16 protein-coding genes are annotated in these 15,482 nt (G+C 68.7%); 8 read left to right on the forward strand and 8 right to left on the reverse strand.

The annotated features are described in order from the left end of the window. Window positions 1–81: 81 nt before the first annotated feature. Genes OCL97_RS12885 through OCL97_RS12895 form a run of 3 tightly spaced genes read left to right on the forward strand, consistent with a single transcriptional unit; the run spans window position 82 to window position 3,410 of the window. Complete coding sequence (locus tag OCL97_RS12885; RefSeq protein ID WP_377370393.1) at window positions 82–1,185, forward strand: HlyD family secretion protein; 1,104 nt, start codon at window positions 82–84, stop codon at window positions 1,183–1,185. A gap of 6 nt (window positions 1,186–1,191) precedes the next feature. Beyond that, entirely contained in the window at window positions 1,192–2,802 is a 1,611-nt protein-coding gene (locus tag OCL97_RS12890; RefSeq protein ID WP_377370394.1) for a DHA2 family efflux MFS transporter permease subunit, read from the forward strand. Beyond that, window positions 2,802–3,410, forward strand: a complete 609-nt coding sequence (locus OCL97_RS12895) for a TetR/AcrR family transcriptional regulator (protein WP_304780408.1) — start codon at window positions 2,802–2,804, stop codon at window positions 3,408–3,410. The genes OCL97_RS12890 and OCL97_RS12895 overlap by 1 nt, the downstream gene beginning before the upstream one ends. On the opposite strand, the gene OCL97_RS12900 is transcribed toward OCL97_RS12895, so the two are convergent. The 5 genes from OCL97_RS12900 to OCL97_RS12920 all read right to left on the reverse strand — a co-directional run bounded on the left by OCL97_RS12900 (window position 3,407) and on the right by OCL97_RS12920 (window position 7,026). Beyond that, window positions 3,407–4,225, reverse strand: a complete 819-nt coding sequence (locus OCL97_RS12900) for an enoyl-ACP reductase FabI (RefSeq protein WP_304780411.1) — start codon at window positions 4,223–4,225, stop codon at window positions 3,407–3,409. The genes OCL97_RS12895 and OCL97_RS12900 overlap by 4 nt on opposite strands. A 10-nt stretch (window positions 4,226–4,235) precedes the next feature. After that, window positions 4,236–4,694 (reverse strand): GNAT family N-acetyltransferase, encoded by a 459-nt coding sequence (locus OCL97_RS12905; protein WP_377370395.1) that lies wholly within the window; start codon window positions 4,692–4,694, stop codon window positions 4,236–4,238. A gap of 4 nt (window positions 4,695–4,698) precedes the next feature. Further along, window positions 4,699–5,910 (reverse strand): beta-ketoacyl-ACP synthase I, encoded by a 1,212-nt coding sequence (gene fabB, locus OCL97_RS12910; RefSeq protein WP_377370396.1) that lies wholly within the window; start codon window positions 5,908–5,910, stop codon window positions 4,699–4,701. 26 nt (window positions 5,911–5,936) lie between these two features. Beyond that, on the reverse strand, window positions 5,937–6,446 hold the full coding sequence (gene fabA / locus OCL97_RS12915) for a 3-hydroxyacyl-[acyl-carrier-protein] dehydratase FabA (RefSeq protein WP_304780761.1): 510 nt from the start codon (window positions 6,444–6,446) through the stop codon (window positions 5,937–5,939). A 64-nt stretch (window positions 6,447–6,510) separates the two neighbouring features. Continuing rightward, entirely contained in the window at window positions 6,511–7,026 is a 516-nt protein-coding gene (locus tag OCL97_RS12920; RefSeq protein WP_370690221.1) for an SH3 domain-containing protein, read from the reverse strand. A 112-nt stretch (window positions 7,027–7,138) separates the two neighbouring features. On the opposite strand from OCL97_RS12920, the gene OCL97_RS12925 reads away from it, so the two are divergent. Both OCL97_RS12925 and OCL97_RS12930 read left to right on the forward strand, forming a co-directional pair. Next, on the forward strand, window positions 7,139–8,125 hold the full coding sequence (locus tag OCL97_RS12925) for a 2-hydroxyacid dehydrogenase (RefSeq protein ID WP_304780420.1): 987 nt from the start codon (window positions 7,139–7,141) through the stop codon (window positions 8,123–8,125). A gap of 96 nt (window positions 8,126–8,221) precedes the next feature. Continuing rightward, window positions 8,222–10,177, forward strand: coding sequence for a S9 family peptidase (locus OCL97_RS12930; protein ID WP_377370397.1), 1,956 nt, complete (start codon window positions 8,222–8,224; stop codon window positions 10,175–10,177). 9 nt (window positions 10,178–10,186) lie between these two features. Here OCL97_RS12930 and OCL97_RS12935 read toward each other — a convergent pair whose 3' ends face one another. Together OCL97_RS12935 and OCL97_RS12940 are read right to left on the reverse strand one after the other, a co-directional pair. Beyond that, a complete protein-coding gene (locus tag OCL97_RS12935; RefSeq protein WP_377370398.1) occupies window positions 10,187–11,233 on the reverse strand; it encodes an aldo/keto reductase in 1,047 nt (348 codons plus the stop codon). 194 nt (window positions 11,234–11,427) lie between these two features. Beyond that, entirely contained in the window at window positions 11,428–12,171 is a 744-nt protein-coding gene (locus tag OCL97_RS12940; protein ID WP_377370399.1) for a HesA/MoeB/ThiF family protein, read from the reverse strand. Between the two features lie 41 nt (window positions 12,172–12,212). Here OCL97_RS12940 and hslV point away from each other — a divergent pair, with 41 nt between their 5' ends. Both hslV and OCL97_RS12950 read left to right on the forward strand, forming a co-directional pair. Next, complete coding sequence (hslV, locus tag OCL97_RS12945; protein WP_305338790.1) at window positions 12,213–12,761, forward strand: ATP-dependent protease subunit HslV; 549 nt, start codon at window positions 12,213–12,215, stop codon at window positions 12,759–12,761. Window positions 12,762–12,839: 78 nt separating this feature from the next. Then, window positions 12,840–13,685 (forward strand): Cif family virulence factor, encoded by an 846-nt coding sequence (locus tag OCL97_RS12950; RefSeq protein WP_377370400.1) that lies wholly within the window; start codon window positions 12,840–12,842, stop codon window positions 13,683–13,685. On the opposite strand, the gene OCL97_RS12955 is transcribed toward OCL97_RS12950, so the two are convergent. Beyond that, window positions 13,682–14,059, reverse strand: coding sequence for an iron chaperone (locus OCL97_RS12955; RefSeq protein WP_377370401.1), 378 nt, complete (start codon window positions 14,057–14,059; stop codon window positions 13,682–13,684). The genes OCL97_RS12950 and OCL97_RS12955 overlap by 4 nt on opposite strands. A 112-nt stretch (window positions 14,060–14,171) precedes the next feature. Here OCL97_RS12955 and hslU point away from each other — a divergent pair, with 112 nt between their 5' ends. Further along, window positions 14,172–15,479 carry an ATP-dependent protease ATPase subunit HslU gene (gene hslU / locus OCL97_RS12960; protein ID WP_377370402.1) on the forward strand — a complete coding sequence of 436 codons (1,308 nt, stop codon included), beginning with the start codon at window positions 14,172–14,174 and terminating at the stop codon, window positions 15,477–15,479. The last annotated feature ends 3 nt before the right edge of the window (window positions 15,480–15,482 follow it).

Raw genomic sequence — 15,482 nt, forward strand, 5'->3', positions numbered from 1 at the left:
TTATCCATTGCCGAGAGGTCACCTGAATGTTTCCTGGACTGAGCGGTCCAGTTTTAGCGGCCGGCAGTTGGGGATAGGCGTATGGCGGGCATGCTGAAGACTCGACGGATGACGCTCGCCGTGGTCGCCCTGGTGGCTCTCGCCCTGGCGGTGGGCGGCGGACTCTGGTGGGCCAACAAGCAGAAGTACGAGTCCACCGACAACGCCTTCATCGCCGCCGACAAGGTGTCGGTGGCCCCGCAGGTCGACGGCTATGTCGCCCAGGTGCTGGTGGAGGACAACCAGAGGGTCGCCGCGGGCCAGGTGGTGGCGCGGCTGGACGCCGCCAGCCTGCAGGCCAAGCTCGCCCAGGCGGTCGCCAACGCCGCCGCCCTCGACGCCGCCGTGCGCGGGGTCGACGACAAGTCGGCCCTGGAGACCGCCATGATCGCCCAGAAGGCGGCGGGCTTGGATTCCGCCCACGCCCAGGCCCAGATGGCGACCGCCGAGCTGAACCGGTACGGGGCCTTGGCCAAGCAGGGCTGGGTCTCGTCGCAGCGGGCCCAGTCGGCCAAGGCCGCCGCCAGCACGGCGGCCGCCGGTGTCGCCCAGGCCCAGGCCGCCCTGGCGGCCGAGCGCCGAGCCGCCGAATCCTTGGGTTCGGCGCGAGACCAGACCTTCGCCCAGGCCCAGGCGGCCCACGCCGCCGTCGACTCGGCCCGCATCGATGTCTCCCGCACAGAGATCCGCGCGCCGGTGGCCGGGGTTGTGGGCGCCAAGGCCGTGCGGCCGGGACAGTATGTCCGACCGGGCTCCAACCTCATGAGCATCGTGCCCCTGGGCCAGGCCTATGTGGTGGCCAACTTCAAGGAGACCCAGGTCTCGCGCCTGCGGATCGGACAGCCGGTGGAGATCCGCGCCGACGCCTTCGGCAAGCAGGTCATCCGCGGCCATATCGACAGCTTCGCGCCGGCCACCGGCTCGGAATTCGCCCTGATCCCCGTGGAGAACGCCGTCGGCAACTTCACCAAGATCGCCCAGCGCCTGCCGGTGAAGATCGCCGTCGATCCCACGGAGCCCCTGGCCGGGGCTCTGCGGCCCGGCCTGTCGGTGGAGGTGAAGGTCGACGTGCGCAAGGCCGCCGGCCTGGGCTTCGCCGACGCCACGCCCCCCACCGAACTCGTCCGCCGCGGCGTCTCGCGCTGACCCGCCGTGGCTGACGCCGCCGTCATAGCCCCCGCCCAACCAGGCGCGCCCGGAGGTCACGTCACCGCCAGCGGGGCGGTCGACTGGACCAAGGTGTTCCTCGGCTTCGGGGGCATGGTCATCGGCCAGTTCATGGCCGTGCTCGACGTCCAGATCGTCGCCTCCTCCCTGGCCCAGATCCAGGCCGGCGTGGGCGCCAGCGCCGACCAGATCAGCTGGGTGCAGACCATCTACCTGCTGGCCGAGGTGGTGATGATTCCGCTGGCCGCCTACTTCTCCAAGATGTGGGGCACCCGGCCCTTCTTCATGGCCGCCACGGTGGTGTTCATCGCCGCCTCGATCCTCACCGGCATGGCCACCTCCTTCGAGATGATGATCGTCACCCGCGCCATACAGGGCCTGGCCGGGGGCGCCATGATCCCCCAGGTGTTCGCCGCGGCGATGACGGTCTTCCCACTGGAGCGCCGGATCACCGCCAATGTGGTGGTGGGCCTCATCGTCACCCTGGCGCCCACCATCGGCCCCACGGTGGGGGGGCATCTCACCGACGCCTTCGGCTGGCGGTGGCTGTTCTACATCAACGTGATCCCCGGCCTGCTGTCGCTGTTCCTGGTGGCGCGGTACGCCGACTTCGACAAGGGCGACCCCAGCCTGGCCAAGGGCATCGACTGGACGGGCCTGGCCTTCATGGCGGTCTTCCTGCTCAGCATGCAGTACGTGCTGGAGGAGGGCTCCGGCGAAGGCTGGCTGAAGGACGACGCGATCCTCTGGCTCTCGGTGCTGGCGGCCCTGGCCGGGGCGGCCTTCGTCTGGCGACAGCTCACCTATCGACAGCCCATCGTCTCCCTGGCCCCCTTCAGCGACCGGAACTTCGTCATCGGCACGGTGATGAACTTCGTCTCCGGCATGAGCCTCTATTCCGGGACCTTCGTCCTGCCCCTCTATCTGGCCCAGGTGCGGGACTATTCCCCGGGCCAGGTGGGGACCACCATGCTGGTCTCGGGCCTGGCCATGTTCCTGGCCGCCCCCATCGCAGGCCGGGTGATCCGCGCCATGGACCTGCGGATCGGCATGGTGCTGGGCTTTTCCCTGGTGGGGATCGGACTGGGCCAGGGCATCCACGTCGGCGACGACTGGGGCTTCAACGAGTTCCTGGTGCTGCAGGTCTGCCGGGGCCTGGGCGCCATGATCGCCATGATCGCCGCCTCCCAGATGAGCATCTCCACCCTGCCGCTCAGCATGATGAAGGACGGCTCTGGACTGCTGAACCTGATCCGCAATGTTGGCGGGGCGGTGGGCCTGGCCATGGTGACCACCATCCTGTCGCGGATGAGCGCGGTCCACATGGGAACATTGTCGGCCTCCTTGAACAGCGGCAGCCTCGAGGCCCAGGAAATGATGACCCGGCTGGCGGCGATGATGCAGGCCGCAGGCGCGCTGGACCCCCAGGGCGGCATGTACAAGATGATGGGCATGATGCTGCAGCGGAAGGCCCTGGTGATGGCCTTCGCCGACGTCTTCATGTTCCTGACCATCGGGTGCGCCGCGGCCGTGGTCCTGGCTCTCCTGGCCCGCCCCGCCCCGGCCGCTCCGGCCCAGCCGCCGGGAAGCCGCTGATGCCCCGCCTGGCCGGACAGATCGATCTCGCCAAGGGGGAGGCCATTCTCGACGCCGCCGTACAGGTGCTCGGGGAACGGGGGCTGGCCGCCTCCATGGAGGAGATCGCCCGCCGCGCCGGGGTCTCCAAGCAGACGATCTACAACCACTACGGATCCAAGGCCGAGCTGGTCCGCGCCCTGGTCCACCGCCGCGTCGCGGGCATCACCGCGCCCCTGGAGATGCCGGGCGCCGACGAACATCCCGAGCAGGCCCTAACGGCCTTCGCCCGCGAGATGCTGCACGCCCTGATCAATCCCCGCGCCAACACCATGATGCGGGTCTACATCTCCGGCGCCACCGAGGCGCCCGACGTGGCCCTGGCGGTGTTCGAGGCCGGGCCCAAGGCCTCGCGGGGCCGCCTCGCCGACTTCCTCGCCCGGGAACACGCCGACGGCCGCCTGGCCGTGGACGATCCGGCCATGGCGGCGGAGTTCTTCGGCGGCATGGTGGTGGGCACCTACCAGCTGGCCGGCTTCCTCGGGGTGGACCTAGGCCTGACCCACCCTCAGATCGAGGTGATCGCCCTGGAGGCCGCCCGCCGCTTCCTGCGGGCCTACAGCCTTTAAGCCTCGGCCCCGAAGTCGTCGGGCAGGCCGATCATGTGGAAGCCGGCGTCCACATGCACCACCTCGCCGGTGGTGGAGCGACCGAGGTCCGACAGCAGCCAGAGCGCCGCGCCGGCCACCCCCTCCATCGAGGTGTCCTCCTTCAGGGCCGACATGGCCCGGCCCTGGGACAGCTTTTCCCGGCCCCCGGCGATGCCCGCCAGCGACAGGGTGCGCATGGCCCCGGCCGAGATGGCGTTGACCCGGATCTTCGCCGGGCCCAGGTCGCGGGCGGCGTAGCGGGTGGCGGCCTCGAGGCCCGCCTTGGCCACCCCCATGGTGTTGTAGTTGGGGATCACCCGCTCCGAGCCGAGATAGGTCATGCAGATGATCGAGCCGCCGTTCGGCATCAGCCGCGCCGCCCGTTTGGCGCAGTCGACGAAGCTGAACACCGAGATGTCCATGGCCTGGAGGAACCCCGCCCGGGTGGTGTTCTCCACGAAGGAGCCCTTGATCTCGTCCCGAGGCGCGTAGGCGATGGAGTGGACGAAGAAGTCGAGGCTCCCCAGATCGGCCTCGATCGTCGCGAAGGCCGCGTCCATCTGAGCGTCGTCGGTGGCGTCCACCGCCACCACGGTCTTGACCCCGATGCTGTCGGCCAGGGGCTGCACCCGGCGCTCCATCCCCGGCAGGTGCAGGAAGGCCAGCTCCGCCCCCTGGGCCGCCAGCTGGGCCGAGATGCCCCAGGCGATGGACTGGTGGTTGGCGACGCCGATCACGACGCCCTTCTTGCCCTTCATCAGGTCGCCCCTGGGCAGGTCATAGTCCTCAGCCACGGCGGATCTCCTAAGGTTTGATGCGGTAACCCACGTGGCTCTGCTCGAAACCGAGCCGGTCATAGAAGCGGTGGGCGTCGGTGCGGGACTTGTGGGTGAAGAGCTCCACCGCCTGGCAGCCACGGGCGCGGGCCACCTCCAGGGCGTGGGCGATGAGTTGGGCGCCCAGGCCCTGGCTGCGCAAGGCGGTGTCCACGCGGACCCCCTCGATGAGGGCCAGGTCCGCGCCCTGGTTCGACAGGCCGGGGATGAAAGTCATCTGCAGGCAACCCACCACCGCCCCCTCAAGCTCTGCAACGGTAAGACTATTACCGTCGCTGGCCTCGATGCGGTCAAAGGCGGCGTAGTAGGTCTCGGGCAGCGGGTCTTCGAAGCGTTCCCGGCCTGAGCCGAGCGGATCGTCGGCCAGCAGTTCGACGATCCGCGCCACGTCCTCGCGGCGCGCGGGACGGAAGACCGGCGCCGCCAAGCCCCTAGACCCGGGCCATCACCAGGCAGCCGTTGGTGCCGCCGAAGCCGAAGCTGTTGGACATCACCGTCTCCACCTGCTGGTCCAGGCGCTTGCGCAGGATCGGCAGGTCGGCGAAGGCGGGGTCGAGGTTCTCGATGTGGGCGCTCTCGGCCAGGAAGCCGTTGTTGAGCATCAGCAGGGAATAGATCGCCTCCTGGGCGCCGGCCGCCCCCAGGCTGTGGCCGGTCAGCGACTTGGTGGACGAGATGTAGGGCGCCTTGTCCCCGAAGACCGAACGCACGGCCTCCATCTCCTTGATGTCTCCCACCGGGGTCGAGGTGCCGTGTGGGTTCAGGTAGTCGATCTTGCGCCCGCCCAGGTCGGCCATGGCCAGGTTCATGCAGCGGGCCGCGCCCTCGCCCGAGGGGGCGACCATGTCGAAGCCGTCGGAATTGGCGGCGTAGCCGACGATCTCGCCGTAGATCTTGGCCCCGCGCGCCTTGGCGTGCTCGTACTCCTCCAGCACCACCAGGCCGGCGCCGCCGGCGATGACGAAGCCGTCGCGGGCGGCGTCATAGGCGCGGCTGGCCACGGCCGGGGTGTCGTTGAAGTTGGAGCTCATGGCGCCCATGGCGTCGAACAGCACGCTGAGGGTCCAGTCGAGCTCCTCGGTGCCGCCGGCGAACACCACGTCCTGCTTGCCCATCAGGATCTGCTCGTAGCCGACCCCGATGCAGTGGGTGGAGGTGGCGCAGGCCGAGGAGATGGAGAAGTTCAGGCCCTTGATCCTGAACCAGGTGGCTAGGGTCGCCGAGGGTCCCGAGCTCATGGCCTTGGGCACCGCGAAGGGGCCCACGCGCTTGGGGCCGCGGGTCCTGGCCGTCTCGGCCGCCTCGATGATGGCCCTGGTGGAGGGGCCGCCCGAACCGACGATCAGGCCGGTGCGGACATTGGAGACCTCGGCCTCTTCCAGCCCGGAGTCGGCGATCGCCTGCTCCATGGCGATATGGGCGAAGCCCGTGCCCTGGGCCAGGAAGCGGGCCGCCCGGCGGTCCACAAGCGATTCCCAGTCCAGCTGGGGGCGGGCCTCCACCTGGCTGCGGAAGCCCAGCTCGGTATATTCCGGGGCGGCCCGGATACCCGACTTGGCCTCTTGCAGCGAGGCGAGGACCTCATCGGCGTTCACGCCAATGGAGGAGACGATACCAATACCCGAGACGACGACGCGGCGCATGTTTGCTCCCAGATCCGAACGGCCGTTTATCGTTGATAGAGACCGACGCGGAGGTCTTGAGCCCAGTAGATGGGCTCGCCATCGGCTTCGAGGATCCCGTCGCCGATGCCCATGACCAGGCGGCGGTTGATGACCCGCTTCATCTGGACCTTATACGTGACCTTCTTGATGTTCGGGGTCACTTCACCGCCGAACTTGACCTCGCCGCAGCCGAGCGCGCGACCGCGGCCCTTGCCGCCGATCCAACCCAGGTAGAAGCCCACCAGCTGCCAGAGAGCGTCGAGGCCCAGGCTGCCGGGCATGACGGGGTCGTTGATGAAGTGGCAGTCGAAGAACCAGAGGCTGGGATTGATGTCGAACTCAGCCTCGATATAGCCCTTGCCGTGCTCGCCGCCCTCGTCGGTGATCTTGGTCATGCGGTCGAACAGCAGCATCGGCGGCGCCGGCAACTGGGCGTTGCCCGGCCCGAACATCTCACCGCGCGCGCACGCCATGAGATCTTCGTAGCTGTAATTGTCCTTGGCTTTCACGCCCATGGTCATTCAGGTGGCCTTCCGGCTTTCAAAGAGGGTCAGGGCCTATCAGAGCCGGCCGCGTCGCTCAACGGCATTGGGGCTTGTCGTCGGTTCCCCAGAGGTCTGACGCCTGGGCCCAACCCGAGACGCCGTCCACCCGGAGCTTGCACCAAGCCTTGCTGTCACAGCGAACCAACGCGGCCAGGGAGCGAGCGTTCAAAATGGCGTGCACGGGGGCGTCGGGCTTGGCTGCGCTGCGCAGAGGCAGGGGGGCTGCTTGGGTGCGCATCACCATGCGGCGACCGTCGGTGGTGCGCCGGTGCACCCAGGCCAGGCCACGCTCAGGGTCGCAGATGCGCCGCCACTCGGTGTTTTCCGCCACCACCTGCACCGGCAGGCCCTTGACCCGATAGACCCACAGCAGCCGGTGATCGTCGCCGGGGCCGGCGCGGGCGTTCACCTCGTCGAATTTCAGGGCGACATAGCGGGGAACCGGCAGGCCCGATGGGGTCGGGCGCTCGGCCGCGGCCGCGCCCTGCGCCGCGCCGAGGCCCCAGAACAGGGCCGCCATAAAGATCGGCGCCCACGCCCGCGCGCTCATCGCCGTTTCCGCCTCGCCTTGGCCGCACATATGCCCTTTGCTAGAGGTTCATCTCACGACGCGCCATAGTCCCGCGCACCGCACGCCCTTTTTCGAGTTCCGCAAACCGCCCATGCCCGCCCGAAAGCCCAAAGTCATCGTCACGCGCAGGCTCCCCGATCCCGTGGAAACCCGGATGCGCGAACTGTTCGACACTCAGCTCAATCTCAATGACGAGCCCCTGGACCGCGCAGCCCTGGTCGCCGCCGTGCAGATCGCCGACGTCCTGGTCCCCACCATCACCGACAAGATCGACGCCGACCTGCTCAGCCACGCTGGGGACCAGCTGAAGCTGATCGCCAATTTCGGGGCGGGCGTGGACCATATCGACGTGGCCGCCGCCAATGCGCGCGGCATCAGCGTCACCAACACGCCGGGCGTATTGACCGAGGACACCGCCGACCTGACGCTGGCCCTGATGATGGCGGTGTCGCGCCGGATCGTGGAGGGCGCCAATGTGGCCCAGGCTGGCGGCTTCACCGGCTGGGCGCCCACCTGGATGATGGGGCGGCGGATTTCGGGCAAGCGGCTGGGGATCATCGGCATGGGCCGTATCGGCCAGGCCGTGGCGCGCCGGGCCAAGGCCTTCGGCATGCAGATCCACTATCACAACCGCAAGCCGGTCAGCCCCCGCATCGCCGAGGACCTGGAGGCCACCTATTGGGAGAGCCTCGACCAGATGCTGGCCCGGATGGACATCATCTCGGTCAACTGCCCCCACACGCCCGCCACCTACCACCTGCTCTCGGCCAGGCGGCTGAAGCTGATGCAGTCCCACGCCATCCTGGTGAACACCGCCCGCGGCGAGATCATCGACGAGGGCGCCCTGGCCGACCAGCTGACCAAGGGCGAGATCGGCGGCGCGGGCCTCGACGTCTTCGAGTTCGAGCCGGCCATCAATCCCCGCCTGCTGAAACTCCCCAACGCCGTCCTCCTGCCCCACCTGGGCTCAGCCACGGTGGAGGCCCGCACCGAGATGGGCGAGAAGGTGATCATCAACATCAAGACCTGGATGGACGGGCATAAGCCCCCGGACCGGGTCCTGACGTCGATGCTGTAGGGCTTGACGGACCCGCCCCGGACCTGAACCCTATCCAGGGTTGTTCGGGGGATTTCCGTGATCACAAGACGCAGTGCGCTAGCGGCGGGCGCCGGCTTGCCCTGGCTTAGCGTGACCCTGGCCCAGGCGGCCGAACCGACACCCCCCACCGTCGAGGAACTTCTGCGGAGCGCCAGCGTGTCGGACGCCGCCCTGTCCCCCGACGGGGAACGGGTCGCCATCCTGCGGGAACAGACCGAGGGCGGAAAACGTAAGGCCATCGTGGTCCTGACCAAGGCCGACGGCTCGGCGGCGCCGGTGCGGGTGGTCATAGGCGATCACGATGTGAAGACCGTGGAATGGGCCAGCAACGAGCGCCTGCTGGTGACCATCAGCATGTGGAAGTCGGCGTCGGGGGAGCCCTACGGCTTCAGCTTCTACGGCTTCTTCCTGCCCTATCCGTTGCGCCGGATCATCGCCATTGGCGTGGACGGCTCCAATCCCCTGATGTTGTTCGCCGACCAGGCCAAGGTTCTGAAGTCACAGTTCGATCTGTCCCGTGTCGTCGACTACATGTGGGACGATCCCCAGCACATCCTGATGCAGATCTGGAGTGGGCGGCATGAGGCCTGGTCTCTGCAGAAGGTCGATGTGCACACCGGCAAGTCCGAGCAGATGGAACTCGGGACGACCTCCACCGACTTCTGGATGACCCAGCGTGGGGTCCCCATGATGAGGTTCGACTCCACCACCCGCGGCACGGTGAGCATCCAGGGCCGTGCGCCCGGCGAGACCGCATGGAAGCTGATCCGCAAGGCCCGTCGCGACGAACTCGACAAGCTTCCGGACTTCGATGTCGCGGGCCCGACCCCGGCGCCGGGCGTCTTCCTGGTCGCCCAGGCCCGCGAGGGCGAGGACGCGCGGGTTCTGCGCACCTTCGACATCGCGACCCTGCAATTCGGCGAGGTGGTGGCCCAGCGTCCGTCGCGGGACATCGAAGAGGCGATCATCGACGAGGACCTGAAGCTGCTGGCCACCGCCTACCGGGAGGACCGCCTGGAATATCAGTTTGTCGACCCCAAGCTGGCGGCCCACTTCCGGGGGGTGAACAGCTATTTCGGCAACACCTGCAATGTCCGGCTGTACGACATGAACCTGGCCCACACCCGGTTCATCTTCAACGTCACGGGGCCGAAGGACGCCGGCGCCTTCTACATGTATGACACCGGCAAGCGCGCGGTGGAGGCCATCGGCGATCGCTTCCCCTGGCTGCCGCCCGAGCGCTTGGCCGGCATGGAGGCGCTGAAGCTCAAGGCCCGCGATGGCACGGCTCTCAGCGCCTACCTCTCGACCCCGATCAAGGCCGCAAAGGGCCCCCTGCCGATGCTGGTCATGCCGCACGGCGGGCCGGAGTTACGCGACAAGTACGACTACGACTTCATGGTCCAGGCCTTCGCGGCCCAGGGCTGGTTGGTGCTGCAGCCCAACTTCCGCGGCTCCGGCGGCCTGGGCCGCGCCTTCGCCGACGCCGGGCGCAAGCGGTGGGCCGATCTGATGCAGGAGGACGTCGAGGACGCGGTGGCCCATGTCGTCGCCCTCGGCCGCGCCGATCCCAAGCGGCTGGCCATTCTCGGCTCCAGCTATGGCGGCTACGCCGCGCTGATGGGAGCGGTGCGCAAGCCAGACCTCTACAAGGCCGCGGTCTCCATCGCAGGGCCCTCGGACCTTCTGACCCTGATGGCCACCGTTCGCCGGGAGGAGGGGGCGGACTCGCTATCCTACGCCTATTGGCTGAAGACCATCGGCGACCCCAGGGCCGACGAGGCCCTACTCATTCGCGGCTCCCCGGCCCGGCGGGCCGGCGAGATCACGACGCCCGTTCTGCTGATGCATGGCACGGAGGACAGCACCGTGCGGCCCAGCCAGTCCAAGACCATGGCGGACGCCATGTTCGCGGCCGGCAAGGGGTGCGAGCACGTCCTGCTGAAGGGCGAAGGGCATACCGGCTGGCAGGACTCGACCTGGACCACCGTGGTGACCCAGTCGGCCAAGTTCATCAGCAAGTATATCTGAGCGCGTCGCCTACTTGGCCGCAAAAGGTTTCGGCCGGCGCGCGCCGCCCTGGCGTTCCAGCATCCAGCCGGGATATTCGGACGGCAGGGCGCTGATCTCGTCGAGCCTGGCGATCTCGTCGGCCGTCAGGGCCAAGTCCACGGCGGCCAGGTTATCGTCCAGCTGCTCGATAGTCTTGGCGCCGATGATCACGCTCATGACGTGCGGCTTGGAGAGCAGCCAGGCCAGGGCCACGCGGGCGACGGACACGCCTTGGGCCTCGCCGATCTCGCGCATGGCGGCCACCACCGGCCAGGCGCGGTCGGTATTGACCGGCGGGAAGTCGAAATTGGTGCGCCGCGCGCCATTCACCGGCGGGGCGCCGGGGCCGAACTTGCCCGAGAGGAGTCCGCCGGCCAGGGGCGACCAGACCATCAGTCCGAGCTTCTCCTCGGTCAGCATGGGGACCAGCTCGCGCTCCAGGTCGCGGCCGGCGATGGAGTAGTAGGCCTGCAGGGTCTCGAACCGCGCATAATCCTTCGCCGCGCTGATCCCCAGGGCCTTGGCGATCTTCCACGCCGTCCAGTTGGAGACGCCGACATAGCGCACCAGGCCCTGGCGGGTCAGGTCGTCCAGGGCGCGCAGGGTCTCCTCGATGGGGGTGACCGTGTCATTGCCGTGGATCTGGTAGAGATCGATGTGGTCGGTCTGCAGGCGCTCCAGGCTGCCCTGCACCGAATCCATGATGTGGCCGCGGCTGGCGCCCTTGTCGTTGGGGCCGGCCCCCATCTCGCCAAACACCTTGGTGGCCAGGACCACATCCTTGCGGGCCACGCCGAGGTTCTTCAGCGACTGGCCCAGCAGCGTCTCCGACTGGCCGTAGGCATAGACGTCGGCGGTGTCGATGAAGTTGACCCCGGCGGCGAGCGCCTTGCCGACGATCCCGTCCACCTCGCCCTGGTCCAGGGCGCCGATCATTTTCCAGATGCCGGCGTCGTTGTCGCCGCCGAAGGTCATGGTCCCCAGGCAGATTTCCGAGACGAACAGGCCGGTCCGGCCAAGCTGGTTGTACTTCATGGGCGCGCTCCTTCAGCAGGCTCACAGCTAGGCTCGAGGTGTGACGGGCGCAACGGCCCTAGGGCGTCAGCACCATCTTCAGGGCGCCAGCGGCGCAGGCGTCGAGCAGGGGCCGATGGCCCCGCGGTGCTGCAACGCCTCCATCATCAGCCTCCCTGTCTTCTGGAGGGAACGGCGCCTGCCCCCAGGGGCGGTCAAGGGCGCCCGCCGCAGACCTCGCATTCGGGGTCGGAGCCGATCCTTACCGTGCGGGTCTCGCCGGACAGGCCGTCATAGATCAGCAGGCGGCCGGTCAGCGGATCGCCCGCGCCGGTCAGGACCTTGACGGCCTCCAGCGCCATCATCGACCCGACCACCCCGGCCAGCGCCCCCACCACGCCGACGGCCGAGCAGGTCTCGGCGTCCGGCGGAACCTCGGGCACCAGGCAGCGGTAGCAGGGGGCGCGGCGGAAGACGCCCACCTGGCCGGTCCAGCGGCCGATGGCGCCCGACACCAGGGTCACGTGCTCGGCCACGCAGGCGGCGTTGACGGTGAAGCGGGTGGTGAAGTCGTCGGTGCCGTCCAGCACCAGGTCGCAGCCCCGCACCAGGCCCCGCGCATTAGCCTCTTCCAGATGGACCGGAACGCGCTCGATGTTGACGTGGGGGTTGAGCGCCTTCAGCCGGTCGGCGGCGGCCTCCACCTTGCAGCGGCCCACGTCGCCCTCGGTGTAGATCACCTGGCGCTGCAGGTTGGAGACGTCGACCGTGTCGGCATCGACCAGCACCAGGGTCCCGACCCCGGCGGCGGCGAGATAGAGGGCGGCGGGCGCGCCCAGGCCTCCGGCCCCCACGATCAGCACCCGGGCGGCCTTCAGCCGCTGCTGCCCCGGGCCGCCGACCTCGCGCAGCACCAGGTGGCGGGCATAGCGTTCGACCTCATCGTCGGAAAAACTCATCGTCCTTGACCTAGACCCCTCGCCTGCTCACATCGGCTCACATGAGCAATCCTAGCAACTTTCCCGACTGGCACGGCACCACCATCCTGGCCGTGCGCAAGGACGGCCATACCGTCATCGCCGGCGACGGCCAGGTGTCGATGGGCCAGACCATCGTCAAGGGCAACGCCCGCAAGGTCCGCACCCTGGCCGGCGGCAAGGTGATCGCCGGGTTCGCGGGCGCCACCGCCGACGCCCTGACCCTGATCGAGCGCCTTGAAGCCAAGCTGGAGCAGTATCCCGACCAGCTGGCCCGGGCCTGCGTGGACCTGGCCAAGGACTGGCGCACCGACCGCTACCTGCGCAAGCTGGAGGCCATGCTGCTGGTGGCCGACAGGGAGAAAATCTTCACCGTCACCGGGGTGGGCGACGTGCTGGAGCCGGAAACCGGCGTCGCGGCCATCGGCTCGGGGGGCAACTATGCGCTCGCCGCCGCCCTGGCCTTCATGGAGACCGACAAGGACGCCGAGGCGGTCGCCCGGGACGCCATGGCCATCGCCGCCAAGATCTGCGTCTACACCAACGGCAATTTGACGGTGGAAGTCCTCTAGCGACCTGTCCAATCCTTCACTTGAGGCGGGCTCGCGGTGGGCCTAGCTAGGCGGCGATAAGCTGGGGAGCTGTCGTCCATGCCTAAAGCCGCCCTCTTCGCCCTCCTGGCCTTCGCGGCCGCCCCGGCCTTCGCGGCGCCTGTCGACCCCGCCCCTGTGGTGGCCGCCGAGCGGGCCTTCGCGGCCGATGGCCTGGCGTTGGGCGTCCGCGACGCCTTCCTCAAGCACTCGGCGCCGGACGCCATCGTCTTCCAGCCCGATGTGCAGAAGGTGCACGAGACCTTCCCGAAGCAGGATCCCGACAAGGGTGGCCCGCCCCTGGTCTGGTGGCCGCTGTGGGCCGGGATCGCGCGGTCCGGCGACCTGGGCTTCACCACCGGCCCCTACAGCTATGACGGCCAACTGCGCGGCTATTATTTCACCGTCTGGAAGAAGCAGGCCGATGGCAGGTGGAAATGGGTCTATGACGGCGGGCCGCCCTCCGACGCCTCGAGCGCCGCGCCCCAGGGCTCGCAGCCAGCCTATCTTCCGGTCTCGACCACCAAGGGCAAGCACCCGGAATCGGCCCTCGCCGACGTCCGCAAGGCTGAGGCCGCCCTGGCCGCCGCCGCCAGGGTCGAGGTCGCCGCCGCCTACAAAGCCGTCTTGATTTCCGGCGCCCGGGTCGCCGGCTCCCGCGCAGCGCCTGGCGACACGCCCGACGCCCAAGCCACGGAATTGGCCACTCGGACCAGAACCATCGACTTCGCCGCCCTGGGCGGGGAGGTCTCCCTGGCTGGCGACTTGGCGTGGACCTATGGCGACGCCGCCTGGGTGCGGGACGGCCAGGCCCGGCAGGGTCACTATGTCCGAGTCTGGCAGCTTGGCCCCAAGGGCTGGGGCCTGGCCTACGACATGATCCTGGCCTCGCCGCTGAAGGCCTAGCGCTTCTTCTTCGCCGCCCGCGCCGCGGCGGCGGCCTGGTCCTGTTCAATCCGGCGCGCCACGATGTCGGCGATCAGCTGGGGCGGCAGAGGTTTCTCCGGCTGGAAGCGGATAGCGCCCTTGCTGGTCTGGTAGCCGGTCAGCCGATCAGCGAAAGCCTCCACCTGGCCACCGGGATAGAGGGCGCAGTGGGCCTTGCCGGCGGCGAACCAGACCAGCACCCCCTGAAGGCGTACGGCCGGCATGCCGTAGCTGATGCATTCGACAGCCCCCGGCGCGGCGACCAGGATCTGGCGGCGCAGCGTCTCCAGGGCCTCGCGCTGCGCCGCCGGCAGGGTGGCGAGATAGGCGTCGGTGTCGGCGGGCGCCGGCATGGGCTCTCTCCAGCTCTGGATCCTGGCCCAAGGACGCATCGGGCCGGCGGATTCCGACTCAGGCCCGCCGCTTCGGCTTGAACCGCCCAGATCGTACCTATTTAACGGCGCTATGACCGAATTCTCACCGCGCGAAATCGTCTCCGAACTCGACCGCTTCATCGTCGGCCATGCCGAGGCCAAGAAGGCTGTCGCCGTCGCCCTGCGCAACCGCTGGCGCCGCCGCCGGGTGCCTGAGGCCATGCGCGACGAGGTGACGCCCAAGAACATCCTGCTGATCGGCCCCACCGGGGTCGGCAAGACCGAGATCGCACGGCGCCTGGCGCGCCTGGCCCAGGCCCCGTTCCTGAAGGTGGAGGCCACCAAGTTCACCGAGGTCGGCTATGTCGGCCGCGACGTGGACCAGATCGTGCGCGACCTGGTGGAGATCTCGCTGTCCATGGTGCGCGAAAAGCGCCGGGCCGCCGTCCGCGCCAAGGCCGAGGCCGCCGCCGAGGAGCGCATCCTCGACGCCCTGACCGGCCCCGGCTCCACCGCCGCCCGCGAGAGCTTCCGCAAGAAGCTGCGGACCGGCGAGCTGGACGACAAGGAGGTGGAGCTGACCCTGGCCGACACTGGCGGCGGCCTGCCGATGTTCGACATTCCGGGCCAGCCGGGCTCCCAGATGGGCATGCTCAATCTCGGCGAGATGATGGGCAAGGCCTTCGGCGGCCGCACCAAGACGCACAAGACCACGGTCGCCGCGGCTCACGCCCCGCTCATCGCCGAGGAAAGCGACAAGCTGTTGGACCAGGAGGCCCTGACCCAGGAGGCCATAGAGCTGGCCGAGAACCAGGGCATCGTCTTCCTCGACGAGATCGACAAGGTGGCCACCAGCCGCGAACGCTCAGGCGGCGCCGATGTCTCCCGCGAGGGGGTCCAGCGCGACCTGCTGCCCCTGATCGAGGGCACCACCGTCTCCACCAAGCACGGGCCGGTGAAGACCGACCACGTGCTGTTCATCGCCTCGGGCGCCTTCCACGTGGCCAAGCCCTCGGACCTGTTGCCGGAACTGCAAGGCCGCCTGCCGATCCGGGTGGAGCTGAAGCCGCTCAGCCGCGACGACATGCGCCGCATTCTCACCGAGCCCGAGGCCAACCTCATCCGCCAGCACCAGGCCCTGCTGGCCACCGAGGGCGTGACCCTGACCTTCACCGGCGAAGCCGTCGACGCCTTGGCCGACGCGGCCGTGGCGGTGAACAGTTCGGTGGAGAACATCGGCGCGCGCCGGCTGCAGACCATCCTGGAAAAGGTGCTGGAGGAGATCAGCTTCACCGCCTCGGACCGTTCGGGCGAGACCATCAGCATCGACGCTGACTATGTGCAGGCCCATGTCGGCGACCTGGCCAAGGACGCCGACCTCTCGCGGTTCATCCTGTAGGGC

The organism is Phenylobacterium ferrooxidans (genome assembly GCF_042714595.1).
In the GTDB taxonomy this organism is placed as follows: domain Bacteria; phylum Pseudomonadota; class Alphaproteobacteria; order Caulobacterales; family Caulobacteraceae; genus Phenylobacterium; species Phenylobacterium ferrooxidans.